The organism is Pseudomonas sp. 2848, assembly GCF_003253945.1.
Taxonomy (GTDB): domain Bacteria; phylum Pseudomonadota; class Gammaproteobacteria; order Pseudomonadales; family Pseudomonadaceae; genus Aquipseudomonas.
Genome location: NZ_QKZD01000006.1, coordinates 175,127 through 190,839, shown reverse-complemented (window position 1 = coordinate 190,839; position 15,713 = coordinate 175,127). Strand labels below are relative to the sequence as shown.

At 64.0% G+C, this 15,713-nt stretch carries 11 protein-coding genes; 3 read left to right on the top strand and 8 right to left on the bottom strand.

The genetic code is table 11. The annotated features are described in order from the left end of the window. Positions 1-434: 434 nt before the first annotated feature. The 6 genes from DFS21_RS13875 to DFS21_RS13850 all read right to left on the bottom strand — a co-directional run bounded on the left by DFS21_RS13875 (position 435) and on the right by DFS21_RS13850 (position 8,239). Positions 435-1,205, bottom strand: coding sequence for an electron transfer flavoprotein subunit beta (locus DFS21_RS13875; protein WP_111532519.1), 771 nt, complete (start codon positions 1,203-1,205; stop codon positions 435-437). A gap of 11 nt (positions 1,206-1,216) precedes the next feature. Beyond that, the gene (locus DFS21_RS13870; protein WP_110700276.1) at positions 1,217-2,449 is read right to left on the bottom strand and encodes an electron transfer flavoprotein subunit alpha/FixB family protein; all 1,233 of its coding nucleotides are present in this window, start codon (positions 2,447-2,449) and stop codon (positions 1,217-1,219) included. Then, positions 2,449-4,401 carry a dimethylglycine demethylation protein DgcB gene (dgcB, locus tag DFS21_RS13865; protein ID WP_111532518.1) on the bottom strand — a complete coding sequence of 651 codons (1,953 nt, stop codon included), beginning with the start codon at positions 4,399-4,401 and terminating at the stop codon, positions 2,449-2,451. The genes DFS21_RS13870 and dgcB overlap by 1 nt, the downstream gene beginning before the upstream one ends. Positions 4,402-4,577: 176 nt before the next feature. Beyond that, positions 4,578-6,638, bottom strand: a complete 2,061-nt coding sequence (dgcA, locus tag DFS21_RS13860; protein ID WP_111532517.1) for a dimethylglycine demethylation protein DgcA — start codon at positions 6,636-6,638, stop codon at positions 4,578-4,580. A gap of 15 nt (positions 6,639-6,653) precedes the next feature. Beyond that, positions 6,654-7,184, bottom strand: a complete 531-nt coding sequence (locus DFS21_RS13855; RefSeq protein WP_012316656.1) for a DUF5943 domain-containing protein — start codon at positions 7,182-7,184, stop codon at positions 6,654-6,656. A 77-nt stretch (positions 7,185-7,261) separates the two neighbouring features. Then, a complete protein-coding gene (locus DFS21_RS13850; protein ID WP_011536164.1) occupies positions 7,262-8,239 on the bottom strand; it encodes a dipeptidase in 978 nt (325 codons plus the stop codon). 275 nt (positions 8,240-8,514) lie between these two features. Here DFS21_RS13850 and DFS21_RS13845 point away from each other — a divergent pair, with 275 nt between their 5' ends. Next, positions 8,515-8,916, top strand: coding sequence for a lysozyme inhibitor LprI family protein (locus tag DFS21_RS13845; RefSeq protein ID WP_023629701.1), 402 nt, complete (start codon positions 8,515-8,517; stop codon positions 8,914-8,916). A gap of 54 nt (positions 8,917-8,970) precedes the next feature. Here the strand turns inward: DFS21_RS13845 and DFS21_RS13840 are convergent, their stop codons facing one another. Next, positions 8,971-10,647, bottom strand: coding sequence for a DUF4153 domain-containing protein (locus tag DFS21_RS13840; protein ID WP_111532516.1), 1,677 nt, complete (start codon positions 10,645-10,647; stop codon positions 8,971-8,973). A 350-nt stretch (positions 10,648-10,997) separates the two neighbouring features. Between DFS21_RS13840 and ilvD the strand changes: the two genes are divergently transcribed. After that, positions 10,998-12,839, top strand: a complete 1,842-nt coding sequence (gene ilvD, locus DFS21_RS13835; RefSeq protein ID WP_110700270.1) for a dihydroxy-acid dehydratase — start codon at positions 10,998-11,000, stop codon at positions 12,837-12,839. Between the two features lie 164 nt (positions 12,840-13,003). Here ilvD and DFS21_RS13830 read toward each other — a convergent pair whose 3' ends face one another. Continuing rightward, complete coding sequence (locus tag DFS21_RS13830; protein WP_178082021.1) at positions 13,004-14,059, bottom strand: haloacid dehalogenase-like hydrolase; 1,056 nt, start codon at positions 14,057-14,059, stop codon at positions 13,004-13,006. Between the two features lie 247 nt (positions 14,060-14,306). On the opposite strand from DFS21_RS13830, the gene DFS21_RS13825 reads away from it, so the two are divergent. After that, positions 14,307-15,698 (top strand): L-cystine transporter, encoded by a 1,392-nt coding sequence (locus tag DFS21_RS13825; protein ID WP_111532515.1) that lies wholly within the window; start codon positions 14,307-14,309, stop codon positions 15,696-15,698. Positions 15,699-15,713: the final 15 nt, after the last annotated feature.

The window sequence follows — 15,713 nt, the reverse complement described above, 5'->3', positions numbered from 1 at the left end:
CAAACCTTTGAAAGCCGCGCGGTGTAAGGCCTACGGTAAAAGCTGAACAGATTATCCACAGCCTGGCAAACAGCAATTGTGGGCAACTGGATGAATCAAAATAATCAATTCACATGAGACTGCATACATCGCATTGATCGATTATTGCTCAATCGCTTGAGGGCCTTGCTATACAGGCCCTGGCGCGATTCGCAAACACTTTATCCACAGAATATCGAACAGATTTGGTGGGTAACCACGTCTATTTTTGATTAGTCACGGGGACGCCGGAGCAGGACTGATAAATTACCCACAGCCTGAAACTACTTACGAAGCAATGGCTGTTTTGCAGAACGTCTATTCTTACCCCATTGCAGGGTAAGCCCACTCCTGAAAAAGTGCGCAAGGCTCGTAGGAGTGGGTATTCCGGGAAATAGCGACAGCGTTGAATAGATTCAGCGCAACACCCCCTCCTCCACCAACAGCTTCAGAATGGCCTCGGCCCCTTCCTGCGCAGATACATCCTTCAGCACCTTACCGCCCCCACCACTGGCCTTGGCCGTGGCAGCCTTCATCCGATCGGCACCGCTCTTGGCCTTGATCACCTTGAGCCGCTTGGGTCGTGGCCGGGCGGGTTGCAGGGCGTCTTCGGCGAGCAGCGGATCGTCCACTACCACAACCTCACGCGCCGCCAATATGCCCCGGCGCGCCGGGCCAAACGCGCTCTGGCGTGGCTTGGGCGCGGCGTTATCCACAGTGGCCAGCAACGGCAGGCGCACTTTCAGGCGACGCCGCTGGCCGCGAGGCAGGGCCTGTAATACTTGAGCAGTGCCGTTGTCGATGGATTCCACCTCAGCCAGCCCGACCACCAATGGCCAGCCCAGCTTCTCGGCCAGTAGGAACGGCAGCATGCCCGAGCCCTCGCCGGTTTCGGCCTGGCTGCCGGTCAGCACCAGCTGGGCCCCGGCGTCACGCAGGTAGTCGCCAAGCACACCCAATACATCGGCGCCGGCGGGCTGTTCCAGCACATCCAGGTGGTCCAGCCCCATGCCCAGGTAGGCACGCAGCGCCTCTTCACGAGGATCGCCGGCGTGCACCACCTGCAAGTTATCCCCAGCCAGTTGCAAGCCCAGCTCCACGGCACGGGCATCCTGCTCGGCGCGGCGCGCACGGCCGGAGCTGGGGTGGGCGCCGATCGAGACCAGGCTGATGACTTTCGTACTCATGCTCGCTGCCCCTATGCCGCGTCGCGCTGGCCGCCGCTGCGGTAGTTGTCCACAGCCTCGATCAGTGCCTGGAGAATTGCCGAGCTGTCGCCAATCACCGACAGGTCGGCCCGTTTGATCATGTCGCAGCCTGGGTCCATATTGATCGCCACCACCTTGTCGCAGGCGCCGATGCCCTGCAGGTGCTGGATGGCGCCGGAGATACCCACAGCCACGTATACCCGCGCCGTGACCCAGGTGCCGGTGGCGCCGACCTGGCGGTTACGCGGCATGAAGCCGTCGTCCACCGCCACCCGCGACGCGCCTTCGGTAGCGCCCAACGCGGCAGTGGCCTGGTGATACAGGTCCCAGTCCTTGACGCCGTTGCCACCGGAGACGATGAACTCGGCCTCGGCCATGGCGATGGCGGCCGGGTCCACGGCCACCGAGCCAAGGTCTTCGATGCGCGACAGGCTGCGCGCCACGCCTGTGGACAACTCCACCGGCAGGGCTTCATGGCGAGTTTCACTCACAGGTTCGGCGCATTCGGCGGCGGCCAGGATCAGTCGCGGCACCTCACGCTGGATATCCTGCTGGCCCGCGCCGGCACGGCCGATGCACTGGCCATCCTTGACCTGCCACACCCTTGTTGCCGGGCGCTCACCCAGGGCTGCGGCGAAACGTCGGCCCAGCTCGCCACCACCGCTGCGGCTGTCGGGCAGCAGCCAGTGGCGTGGGGCGAACTGGTTATCCACAGCCCGCAAGCCCTGGACCAGTTGTTCCGGTGCATAACCCTCGAAGGCCTCACCCTCGATGACCAGCAGGCGGTCCACACCGGCTGTGGAAAAGTTGCTTTCCTTGTGCTCGCCGAACACCACGGCCAGCACTGCACCGTCGCTACCGGCCAGGCTGTGGGCCAGGCCGAGCAGGTCGCGGTCGTGGCTGCCGAGGCGACCACCGACCATATCCGGTACCACGGCGATATAGAACGCAGGCGCAGCCACGCTGTGCAGCGGCAACTGCACTTCGGCAGCTGCCGTGCGCCGGCCGCCGACGCCGGTGCCCTGCTGGGCGCCGCTGCGGTCGATGCGCTTGAGGCCGTTGGGGCCGATGAAGCCGGCAGCAATCGCATGGGGGTTCTTGCGCATCAGCCCATTGGGGCCCATCCAGCTGGTTTGTTGCGTCTGCATGGCCGCATGCAGCGGGTGCAGGCGGTTACGGGCGATCCACTCGGCGCGTGGGTCGCGGCGGATGATGTCGCTCATCAGTGCACCTCCGCAGGTTCACGTTTGGCCGCTGGCGACTTTGCGCTGGTGGGGGCCTCACCTTCGATCAGTACATCGGCGACCAGCTCGGCCAGGTCCTTGATCTGTGGGCGCGGTTCGACCACGCCTTCGAGCATCGCCGTGCACTGCGGGCAGCCCACGGCCACCAGCTCCGCTTCGGTTTCGCGGATATCGTCCATGCGCATGTCGGGGATACGCTGCTTGCCGGGGATATCGGTGATCGGCGCACCGCCGCCTCCGCCACAGCAGCGGGAACGGAAGCCCGAGCGCTGCATCTCGCGTACCTCGATACCGAGGGCCTTGAGCACGTCGCGCGGGGCTTGGTACTCGCCGTTGTAGCGGCCCAGGTAGCAGGGATCGTGATAGGTCACGCTGCCGCCCTTGTGCTGGCCGAGGTTGAGCTTGCCAGCGGCGATCAGTTCGGCGATGTAGGTGCTGTGGTGCTGCACCTGGTATTCGCCGCCAAGGGCGCCGTATTCGTTCTTCAGCACATGGAAGCTGTGCGGGTCGCAGGTGACGATGCGCTGGAACTGGTACTTGGCCAGGGTCTGGATATTGCGCTTGGCCAGCTGCTGGAACGTTGCCTCGTCGCCCAGGCGGCGCGCCACGTCACCGCTGTCTCGCTCTTCCAGGCCGAGCACGGCGAAGTCGACGCCGGATGCTTTGAGCACTTTGACGAAGGCGCGCAGGGTGCGCTGGTTGCGCATGTCGAAGGCGCCATCGCCCACCCAGAACAGCACCTCGGTGGTTTTCACCTCTGAGAGCAGCTGCAGGTTGAGGTCGGCCGCCCAGTTCATCCGCCCGCCGGGGGCGAAGCCGCCGGGGTTGTCGGTGGCGATCAGGTTGTCCAGCACCTCGGCGCCCTTGTTCGGCGTGGCGCCCTTTTCCAGGGTCAGGTGGCGGCGCATGTCGACGATGGCATCGACGTGCTCGATCATCATCGGGCATTCCTCGACGCAGGCGCGGCAAGTCGTGCACGACCACAGCGTCTCGGCATCCACCAGGCCGTTGACGATCGGCTGGTGCGGGTGGCCGCCATGCTCGCCGATCGGCTTGCCCGGGTACGGGCTGCCGGCGAACCGCGCGTCGGTGCCACCGGCCAGGCCGATGACCATGTCCTGGATCAGTTTCTTCGGGTTCAGCGGCTGGCCAGCGGCGAACGCCGGGCACATGGCCTCGCATTTGCCGCACTGCACGCAGGCGTCGAAACCGAGCAGCTGGTTCCAGGTGAAATCCACCGGTTTTTCCACGCCCAGCGGCGCATTCGGGTCTTCCAGATCCAGCGGCTTGAGGCCCGTGGAGCGGCCACCGCCAAAGCGTTCGGCGCGGCGGTGCCAGGCCAGGTGCAGGGCACCGGCGAAGGCGTGCTTCATCGGCCCGCCCCAAGTCATGCCGAAGAACAGTTCGGACACGCCCCACAGCACGCCGATACCCAGCAGTGCGACCAGTACCCAGCCGCCCGTGCCTTCAGGCAGGATCCCCGCCACCGGCAAGGTGGCAATGAAGAAGCTCGCCACGAACATCAGCAGGCTCTTGGGCAGGCGCATCCACGGGCCCTTGGACAGCCGGGAGGGCGGGTTCAGCCGGCGTTTGAAGACAAACAGGGCGCCACTGAACATGATCACCGTGGCCACCAGCAAGGCGTAACCGAGGATCTTGCTGTGCAGGCCAAAGCCATGCACCAGGATCGCCAGCACGGCCGAGAGCACGAAGCCGCCAGCGGTGGCCACGTGGGTCTTGGACATGTACTTGTCGCGCTCGACCACATGGTGCAGATCCACCAGGTAGCGCCGTGGCATGGCCAGCAGGCCACCAAGCAGGTCAACCTTGCTCGGCCGCCCGCGGCGCCACATGCGCACCCGGCGCAGGGCGCCGAGCACCGCCAAGGCGAGGGCGGTGAACAGCAGGATGGGTAGAAGGGTGTTCAACATGGGAGGCTCCCACAACAGCGGTAAGCGTGCGCCGGTCCCTGTGGGAGAGGTCGGTGGGAGCGGGCTTGCCCCGCGATAGCGTCCGGTCGGCCAATCAGGTTGCACCTGCTGGCGCTATCGCGGGGCAAGCCCGCTCCCACCGTGTTCTCCCTACAGGGACCGCGTTGGTCCTGGGCTCAGAAATCCTTGCACAGCCGCAAGGCGTCATAGATCGCCGCATGCACGTTGCGCTGCGCCACGCAGTCGCCGATGCGGTACAGCAGGTAGCCTTCGCCCGGCTGGCTGAGGATCGGCTGCGGCTTGATGGTGAACAGCGCCTCCACATCGATCTGGCCCTTGTTGCGCGAACCGTCCTTGAGCGCGTAGTACAGCTGCTCATCGGGACGCACACCGTTCTCCACCACCACCTGGTCGACTACCCGTTCTTCCTTGGCGCCGGTGTACTCGTTCTCGAGCACCGCCACCAGCTTGTCGCCTTCGCGGTAGACCTTTTCCAGCATCATGTCGCCGGTCATGATCACTTCTTTCGGATACATGCTGCGGTAGTAGGTCGGGAAGGTGGTGCCGCCCATGGCCACGCCCGGCTTGATGTCGTCGGTGACGATCTCGACCTGGCTGCCCTTGTCGGCGATGAAGTCGGCCACCGACATGCCGGTGAATTCGCAGATGGTGTCGTACACCAGCACGTTCTTGCCCGGCGCGACCTTGCCGTCGAGCACGTCCCAGCTGCTGACCACCAGGCCTTCGGCAGCGCCCCAGTGCTCATTCTGTTCAAGGAACGAGTGCCCGCCCACCGCCAGCACGATCACATCCGGGCGCAGGTCCTGGATGGTCGCCACGTCGGCGGCAGTGCCCAGGCGCAGGTCGACCTTCAGACGTGCCAGCTCCAGCTGGTACCAGCGGGTGATACCGGCAATCTGGTCACGCTGCGGGGCCTTGGCGGCGATGGTGATCTGCCCGCCAATCTGCTCCTTCTTCTCGAACAGGGTCACGTCGTGACCACGTTCGGCTGCCACGCGGGCTGCTTCCATGCCGGCGGGGCCTGCGCCAACCACCACCACCTTGCGCTTGACCCCGGTGGTCTTCTCGATGATGTGCGGCACGCCCAGGTATTCACGGGAGGTGGCGGCGTTCTGGATGCACAGCACATCCAGGCCCTGGTACTGACGGTCGATGCAGTAGTTGGCACCGACGCACTGCTTGATCTGGTCGATCTGGCCCATCTTGATCTTGGCGATCAGGTGCGGGTCGGCCATGTGCGCGCGGGTCATGCCGACCATGTCCACGTAGCCGCCTTCGAGAATGCGCGTGGCCTGGTTCGGGTCCTTGATGTTCTGCGCGTGCAGCACCGGAACCTTGACCACTTCCTTGATGCCGGCCGCCAGGTGCAGGAACGGCTCCGGCGGGTAGCTCATGTTGGGGATGACGTTGGCCAGGGTGTTGTGGGTGTCACAGCCCGAGCCGACCACGCCGATGAAATCGAGCATGCCGGTGGCGTCGTAGTACGCGGCGATCTGCTTCATGTCCTCGTGGCTGAGGCCATCGGGATGGAACTCGTCACCGCAGATGCGCATGCCCACGCAGAAATCGTCACCGACTTCCTTGCGCACGGCCTTGAGCACTTCCAGGCCAAACTTCATGCGCCCTTCGAAGGTGCCGCCCCATTCGTCTGTACGCTTGTTGACCCGTGGGCTCCAGAACTGGTCGATCATATGCTGGTGCACAGCGGACAGCTCGACGCCGTCCAGGCCGCCCTCCTTGGCCCGACGCGCAGCCTGGGCGTAATTGCCGATCACCCGCCAGATCTCTTCCACCTCGATGGTCTTGCAGGTGGCGCGGTGCACCGGTTCACGGATGCCCGATGGCGACATCAGCGTGGGCCAGTTGAAGCCGTCCCAGCGCGAGCGCCGGCCCATGTGGGTAATCTGGATCATGATCTTGGCGCCATGCTTGTGCATGGCGTCGGCGAGGTTCTGGAAGTGCGGGATGATGCGGTCGGTGGACAGGTTGACCGAGGCCCACCACTCCTGCGGGCTGTCGATGGCCACCACCGACGAGCCACCGCAGATCGCCAGGCCGATGCCGCCCTTGGCCTTCTCTTCGTAATACTTCACATAGCGGTCGGTGGTCATGCCGCCGTCGGTGGCATACACCTCGGCATGCGCGGTGCTGAGCACGCGGTTGCGGATGGTCAGCTTGCCGATCTGGATCGGCTGGAACATTGCTTCGAAGGCCATGACGCTATCTCCGGCTTACAACGGCTTTGTAACGAACAGGCCATCTTCGTGGCCTTCTTCCGACCCGCCGTAGACCTGCTCGGCCACGGTGCGGATCGAGCTGCCGCGAGCGGCGAGAATCTGGTCCATGGCGCCGGCGAACCAGCCGGTGAACATGTAGTCGACCTTACGGCCGCACTTGCCGTACACGTACACGAACGCCGAGTGCTTGAGCTTGACGCTGCAGGTGCCTTTATCCAGGTCGATATCCTGGATCTCGAACAGGCCCCAGCCACGCTGGCTCAGGCGCTTCATGTAGTGCTCGAACACCGCCACCCCTTCCAGGCCATGGCACTCGGCCTCTTTCTCGCACCAGTGCCAGGCGGACTTGTAGCCGGCCTTGTAGAGGATCTCGGCGTAGGCGTCGGCGCCCAGCACTTCCTCGATGCCCATGTGGTTGTTGACGAAGAAATGCCGCGGCACGTACAGCATCGGCAGGGCGTCGCTGGTCCAGACACCGGTCTCGCTGTCGACTTCGATTGGCAATTGCGGGGCGATCTTGGCCATGGAAACTCAACTCCATAAAATTTTTTGTTTGGGTGCCCCGGCGTTGCTGGCAAGGGCTTTCAGGCTTGGAGAGCGGCTTACTCGCCCCAGACGTCTTTCAACACGTTGACCCAGTTTTCGCCCATGATCTTGCGCACCACGCGCTCGGAATGGCCGCGCTTTAGCAGCGTCTCGGTCAGGTTGGGGAACTCGCCGACGGTGCGGATGCCCAGCGGGTTGATGATCTTGCCGAAGTTGGTCAGGCGCCGGGCGTAGCCCTTGTCGTGCGTGAGGTACTCGAAGAAGTCCTGGCCGTGGCCCTGGGTGAAGTCGGTACCGATGCCGATGGCGTCTTCACCGACGATGTTCATGGTGTACTCGATGGCCTCGGCGTAGTCGTCGATGGTCGAGTCGATGCCTTTGGCCAGGAACGGCGCGAACATGGTCACGCCGACGAAGCCGCCGTGGTCGGCGATGAACTTCAGCTCTGCATCGGACTTGTTGCGCGGATGTTCCTTGAGGCCCGAGGGCAGGCAGTGGGAATAGCAGACCGGCTTCTTCGATTCGAGGATGACTTCCTCGGAGGTTTTCGAGCCGACGTGGGACAGGTCGCACATGATGCCGACACGGTTCATCTCGGCGACGATCTCGCGGCCGAAGCCCGACAGCCCGCCGTCGCGCTCGTAACAGCCGGTGCCGACCAGGTTCTGGGTGTTGTAGCACATCTGCACGATGCCCACGCCCAGTTGCTTGAACACGTCGACGTAGGCGATCTGGTCCTCGAACGCGTGGGCGTTCTGGAAGCCGAAGAGGATGCCGGTCTTGCCCAGTTCCTTGGCCTTGCGGATGTCGGCGGTGGTGCGCACCGGCATCACCAGGTCGCTGTTTTCGCGGATCAGCTTCTGGCTGGAAGCGATGTTGTCGACGGTGGCCTTGAAGCCCTCCCACACCGACACCGTGCAGTTGGCCGCGGTCAGCCCGCCCTTGCGCATGTCCTCGAACAGCTCGCGGTTCCATTTGGCAATGATCAGGCCGTCGATGACGATGCTGTCGGCGTGAAGTTCGGCTGGGCTCATCAGGCTGTCCCCTTTTATTGAAGTTTGCAGGCGCCGAACCTTGTGCCGACGCTTTGGGGCCAGCATATGCCTGCGGCCCGAGGCGCCCCGATGCAAAAACGACAGGGGGTTTGCCGAAAGCGTCAATGGCCGACCTGGCAGGCTCTGGCGCGCCCCTCGGCAATGAGAGCGAGTCTCGACAACGCTGTTTCATGAACATTTTCTCGGGGAGCTATCGCCCGGGCCTGGGCTGAGCGAGAATCCAGCGCATCGTCAGCCTCTTCAGGAGAAACCCGATGAAATCAATGGCATGGCTGGTCTTGCTGGCAGTGGCTTTCGGCGCGCACGCCGCCGAAGAGGAGAGCACCCCCTGCGACAACGTCGAGACCGACCAGCAGGGCTATGCCTGCGCCGCCTACAACAAGCAGACCGCCGAACGCGAGCTGAAGGCGGCCTATGACGACCTCATGCAGCGCATTCGCGACCAGTACGCGGATGAAAGCGACAAGGCCGCGGCGCTGAGCGGCAAGCTGGAAGCCGCCGAGAAACTCTGGACGCAGCTGCGTGACGCCGACTGCAAGGTCGAGACCTGGGCCGAGAAACCCGGCAGCAAGGCGTTCGAGGCAGCGTGGGACACCTGCGTGGCGCAACGTAGCGATGAGCGGTCGGAGTACCTGCAGGGCATCGGCCAGCAATGACCTTTGGCCCGCGACGGGCCGCCAAGCGGCCCCCGGGAGTTCCCGCGCCGGGCGCTAGCGCCTGAAGTCAGGCCGCAGCTCCTGGCCATCGATGCTCAGCGTCTTGTAACGCGGCGCCACCAGTTTCACCGCCCCCTCGCGAATACCGTTGGCCAAGCTTTCGAGGTTTTCCATGTTGCCGCTCAGGCTGCCCACCTCGCGCCACTCCCGGTCTTCCCAGGTGAACACGAACAGCTGCGATGCATAGGTGTGCCGGGGGATCATCAGCACTTCGTCGTGCCCGTCGCCATCCAGGTCGACTGCCCACAGGTAGCAGCCCTTGCCACCGCACTGGCTTTGCGCAAGCGTCGCGTCGGCCAATGATTCGCTACTCGATTGCACCGGCCCGAGCCACTCGAACTTCGGGCCATGGTCTTCGGACACTGTCGGTTGACGCACCTGGGCCATCAGCACCAACAACTGCTGGCGGCGGCCCGCATCGAACAGTTCATCCGTCTGCAGCCGCTGCTCGAGCTGCTCGAAGGCTTCACGCCCCGGCTGGCCGAGGTCGCGATACAAGGTCTCGGCGTCGAACTCGGTGATCGGCGTGTACCCGTTGACCAGGCGCTGGACCTGGTTCCTCGCACTCAATGCCTGCGGATCGAGCAGCGGCGTGTAGAACACCACCACCAGCAGCGCACTGAGCAGGGCGATCCATGGATTGCTCAGGCGCAGGCTGTGCAGCCAGGCCTGGCGCGAAGCCAGCACCGACCAGACCGCCGCCAGGCCGTGCGCCAGCATCACGCCCACCAGCATCGACGCCATGATCCGTGACGGTGTAAGCCCGTATTGGTCGATACGCAGCCAGCTCGCATAGGCTGCCAGGCCCACCAGCACTGGCAGGCACAGCAGGCTGGCCTCCACCAGACGCTTGAGCGGCGCGGGGTAGACGCTACCTTGCCGGCCATCCTGGAACACGCCGTTGACCAGGAACAGGTTGATGCCCGCCAGTACCAGCAGAAGGGTGGTCGAATAGCCGGTGTTCCACACCGGTTGCAGGCCGGAGAATGGCAATGTCAGGGTGAACAGCACGGCGATCAGCGCGCTGAGCGGCAACAGGAAGCGGCACAGCGTCAGCAGGATGCCGCGCAGCAGGCCGATGATCTTCTCGTTTTCCCGGCCCATGCGCATGCCCAGCGAAAATACCACCGGCAGCACCAGCCAGAGAAACACCGGTGACTCCACCGCGTCCTTGACCTGCGGAATACCCAGCATGCTGAACAGCAGCGCGCACAACCACAGCAGTTGCCAGAACAGGCCAGTCAGCAGCTGTGCCAGGAACACGATGAACACGTTGTTCCAGGCATGCCGGAACAGGTCTTCGTAGCGCAGGCGCAGCCCTTCGCCGGTCGGCCAGGCGAGAATGAACGCGGTACCGATATAGGCCAGCACGACGGCGGCCAGGCACCAGGTCTGCTGCAGCCAGCCCATACGCCCGGTATCGAGGAGCCAGGCACTGATCCCGCTGAGCAGCACGGTCAGGCCCAGTACCAACCAGCCGGTGCCACGCTGCAGCACCGCGCTGCCAAGCAGTTGCAGGTTCACGCCCGCTACCGCCACCGCGACGCACAGGGCTACCGACAGGCTGAAACCCAGCAGCTGACCCTCCCCCTTCACGGTGGTGAGCCACACCACGCCCTGAATCAGGCCGATGACGACGTAGAACAATAAGGAGCGACTTGGCGCTGGCATTGCAAATCCTTTTGGCCAGAGGAGTAGAAGGCGCGCAAGTCTACCGAAACCGGCCCCCTCCACACCAAGGCCTTTACCTTGCGGGCTGGCGGCAGCCAATTATCACAACGCCATTCCCTCACGAGCGCGGCGGTGTAGAATCGGGCTATTCATCGCCAGACACCCCCGGCGGGTTTATGAGCTCTGGTCGAGCCTGCGGCGATCCCGCGCGGTCCTTCGACCCCCATCCGTGCCTGTGGCAACCGGCCTTCGGCGTATTAGGACAAGAGAAGCTCACTCCCTGTTTGGGTTTGCGGAAAAGCACTTTTCTCGCAAAGCCAGTGACCTGATTAAGCCGCCAGGAGCGCTCCATGCCTGATTATCGTTCCAAGACCTCCACCCATGGCCGCAACATGGCCGGCGCCCGTGCCCTGTGGCGCGCCACCGGGATGAAGGATGAAGACTTCAAGAAACCGATCATCGCCATCGCCAACTCGTTCACCCAGTTCGTCCCGGGGCACGTGCACCTGAAGGACCTGGGCCAGCTGGTTGCCCGCGAGATCGAACGCGCCGGTGGCGTGGCCAAGGAATTCAACACCATCGCCGTCGATGACGGCATCGCCATGGGCCACGACGGCATGCTGTACTCGCTGCCCAGCCGCGAGATCATCGCCGACGCCGTCGAATACATGGTCAACGCCCACTGTGCCGACGCCATCGTCTGCATCTCCAACTGCGACAAGATCACCCCCGGCATGCTGATGGCGGCCTTGCGCCTGAACATCCCGGTGATCTTCGTCTCCGGCGGCCCGATGGAAGCCGGCAAGACCAAACTGGCCAGCCACGGCCTGGACCTGGTCGACGCCATGGTCATCGCCGCCGACTCCTCGGCCAGCGACGAGAAAGTTGCCGAGTACGAGCGCAGCGCCTGCCCGACCTGTGGTTCGTGCTCCGGCATGTTCACCGCCAACTCGATGAACTGCCTGACCGAGGCCCTGGGCCTGGCCCTGCCGGGCAACGGCTCCACGCTGGCGACCCACTCTGACCGCGAGCAGCTGTTCCTTACCGCGGGCCGCACCATCGTCGAGCTGTGCAAACGCTACTACGGCGAGGGCGATGCGTCCGTGCTGCCGCGCAGCATCGCCAACTTCAAGGCGTTCGAGAACGCCATGATGCTCGACATCGCCATGGGCGGCTCGACCAACACCATCCTGCACCTGCTGGCCGCGGCCCAGGAAGGCGAGGTGGACTTCGACCTGCGCGACATCGATCGCCTGTCGCGCAAGGTGCCGCAGCTGTGCAAGGTGGCGCCGAACATCCAGAAGTACCACATGGAAGACGTGCATCGCGCCGGCGGCATCTTCAGCATTCTCGGCTCGCTGGCCCGTGGCGGCCTGCTGCACACCGACCTGCCGACCGTGCACAGCGCCAGCATGGAGGAAGCCATCGCCAAGTGGGACATCACCCAGACCGATGACGAAGCGGTGCACACCTTCTTCAAGGCAGGCCCGGCCGGTATCCCCACGCAAACCGCCTTCAGCCAGTCGACCCGCTGGGAAACCCTGGACGACGACCGCGAAAACGGCTGCATCCGCAGCTTCGAACACGCCTACTCGCAAGAGGGCGGCCTGGCCGTGCTATACGGCAACATTGCCCTGGACGGCTGCGTGGTGAAGACCGCCGGCGTGGATGAGTCGATCCACGTGTTCGAGGGCAACGCGAAGATCTTCGAGAGCCAGGACAGCGCGGTACGCGGCATCCTCGCCGACGAGGTGAAGGCCGGCGATATCGTCATCATCCGCTACGAAGGCCCGAAAGGCGGCCCGGGCATGCAGGAGATGCTCTACCCGACCTCGTACCTGAAGTCCAAGGGCCTGGGCAAGGCGTGCGCGCTGCTCACCGACGGCCGCTTCTCCGGCGGCACCTCGGGCCTGTCCATCGGCCATGCCTCGCCGGAAGCTGCCGCAGGCGGCGCCATTGGCCTGGTGCGCGATGGCGACAAGGTGCTGATCGACATCCCCAACCGGTCGATCAACCTGCTGGTCAGCGATGAAGAGCTGGCCGCGCGTCGTGTCGAACAGGACAAGAAAGGCTGGAAGCCGGCGGAAGTGCGCCCACGTAAAGTGACCACTGCGCTGAAGGCCTATGCCCTGCTGGCCACCAGCGCCGACAAGGGCGCGGTGCGCAACAAGGCAATGCTCGAAGGGCTGTGAGGCTCTGAAGGCAATAAGAACCGGCGCCTAGGGCGCCGGTTTTTTTATGCCTGAGGAGGCCTCATCGCCGGCAAGCCGGCTCCCACAATGTAATCGCAGACCTTGGCATTGTACCTGTGCGAGCTGGCTTCCCAGCGATTGGGCCGAAACACGTTATGCGTATTTCACTGAATCTGCTCCGGCGTCACGATCACCCAGTTCTTGTCCGCCGTCACCGGCAAGCCTTCCTTGGCCTGGGCCGCTGCATTCTTCGCGATCATGCCGTTGAGCTGATCCATGTACTTGGCCTTGCGGTTTATCCACAGGTGAATGCCGCCTTTGTTCACATCGACGCCGTGGAACTGCATGTAGCCGTCGCTCGTCGGAGTGTCGCCCCCCACCAGCACCGGCTTCTTCCACTCATCGATGTAAGTCAGGATCGCCGCCTGCTTGCCCGCCATCCAGGTAGCCGGCGTCCACAGGTACGGGGTCAGTTCCAGGCCTTCATTGGCCTTGGGATCGTACTGCCCGGCGCTGATCTGCTTGCGCGCCGTGGTCAGCTGGCCACTGGCGCGGTCCTTGAGCAGCAGGCTCACGCCGATCACGTTCTGCGGCTTGACGTTGTAGCCGTACCTGGGATCCGAGGCGACCATGCGTACCAGCTCTTCGGACGCCGCCGAGATCACATAGACCTCGATGCCGTTCTCCATCAGCTTGTTGTACAGCTCGGCCTGGCCCGTGAACACCTTCGGCGGCTGCACCTCGATACTCTTGACCTGGTCGCCCTCGAAGTAGGTGCTGGGGATCGGCTTGCCCGAGGCCATCAGCTCGTCGACCTGCTGCTTCAGTTCCTTGAGAGTGAAGCCAGAGAACACCTGGGCCACCCAGGGGTAGCAGACCATGTCGTCGAGTTCGCACAGGCGGTAGTAGTAACTGAACAGGCTTTCCTTATGCTCCGCTGTGTCCTTGAATGGGATCAGCTTGAGTGAGGGGTCAAGCGTGTCTCGGCTCAGCAGGCCCTTGTTCTCCATGAACGGCAGCAGTGCCTCTTCGAGGTCGAAGCGGTAGCTGGTGTTGTCCATGTCGAACACCGCGTAGTTACCCTTGTTGGCGTTGGCCTTGATCATTGCGTCGAGCTTTTGCGCGGCTTCGGCCGGCCAGTGCTTGAGCTCGGTGGCCGCCCAGCTGCTGGCGCTCAGCAACAGGGCAAGGCCGCCGGCAAGGATTCTCGGAGCTGACATCATGTGCGGTTCTCCCAAAGACGTGGCCGCTCAACCCTAGACCTGATTCATGACAGACAGGCATGCGCCACCGACCTCGAAGCAACCGCAAACGCCATGTGTATTGCCAAAAACGACCAGGCGTTATTCCATAAACGACTATGTAAATTCCTTTTAGGTATAAATTCGTTTGTTTTCAGGCTGTTAGCATTTCCGTTCGTAATCGCTCACAGAGGCGATGCCTCTTTTGCCTTTTTCCGGAGCTTCAATGAACCTGCCGCTGTCACTCAACCTGCTGGCGTTCCTGGCCCTGCTGCTGGGCCTGGCGCAAACCCGCCGCACCGACTGGAGCCTGGCCAAGAAGGTGCTGCTGGGCCTGGCCCTCGGCGTCGGCTTCGGCCTGGTGCTGCACACGATCTACGGCGCCGGGCACCCGGTGCTCAAGGCCACCCTCGGCTGGCTCGACCTGGTCGGCAATGGCTACGTCGGTTTGCTGCAGATGATCGTCATGCCGCTGATCTTCGCCTCGATCCTCAGCGCCGTGGCCCGCCTGCACAACGCCTCGGCGCTGGGCCGCATCAGTGTGCTGAGCATCGGCACCCTGCTGCTGACCACCGCGATCGCCGCGCTGCTCGGTATCGCCCTGACCAACCTGTTCGGCCTGAGCGCCGAAGGGCTGGTGGCCGGCGCCCAGGAAAGCGCCCGCCTGCAGGCCATCCACAGCGACTACGCGGGCAAGGTCGCCGACCTCAACATCCCGCAACTGCTGCTGTCGTTCATCCCGACCAACCCGGTCGGCGACCTGGCCCGGGCCAAGCCGACCTCGATCATCAGCGTGGTGATCTTCGCCGTGTTCCTGGGCCTCGCCGCTTTGCAGCTGCTCAAGGACGACAAGGACAAGGGCGAGCGCGCCCTGTCGGCCATCGACGTGCTGCAGGCCTGGGTCATGCGCCTGGTGCGCCTGGTGATGAAGCTCACCCCCTACGGTGTGCTGGCCTTGATGACCAAGGTGGTGGCCAGCTCCAACCTCGACGACATCCTCAAGCTGGGCAGCTTCGTGGTGGTGTCGTACATCGGCCTGGGCCTGATGTTCGTGGTCCACGGGGTGATCCTGGCGCTGACCGGTGTCAGCCCGCTGCGCTTCTTCCGTAAAGTCTGGCCGGTGCTGACCTTCGCCTTCACCAGCCGCTCCAGCGCCGCCAGCATCCCGCTGAACATCGAGGCGCAGACCCTGCGCCTGGGTGTGCCGCAGTCGATTGCCAGCTTCAGCGCGTCGTTCGGCGCCACCATCGGCCAAAACGGCTGCGCCGGCCTGTACCCGGCGATGCTGGCGGTGATGGTCGCCCCGGCGGTGGGCATCGACACCTTCGACCCGCTGTGGATCGCCACCCTGGTGGCCATCGTCACCCTCAGTTCGGCAGGCGTTGCCGGCGTCGGCGGCGGCGCGACCTTCGCCGCGCTGATCGTGCTGCCGGCCATGGGCCTGCCGGTGGAACTGGTGGCGCTGCTGATCTCGGTGGAACCGCTGATCGACATGGGCCGCACGGCGTTGAACGTGAATGGCTCGATGACGGCGGGCGTGGTTACCAGCCAGTTGCTCAAGCAGACCGACCAGCAGGTGCTGGCAGGGGATGAGCATGCACAACTGAGTCACTCCTGAAAGATTATCGGGGGC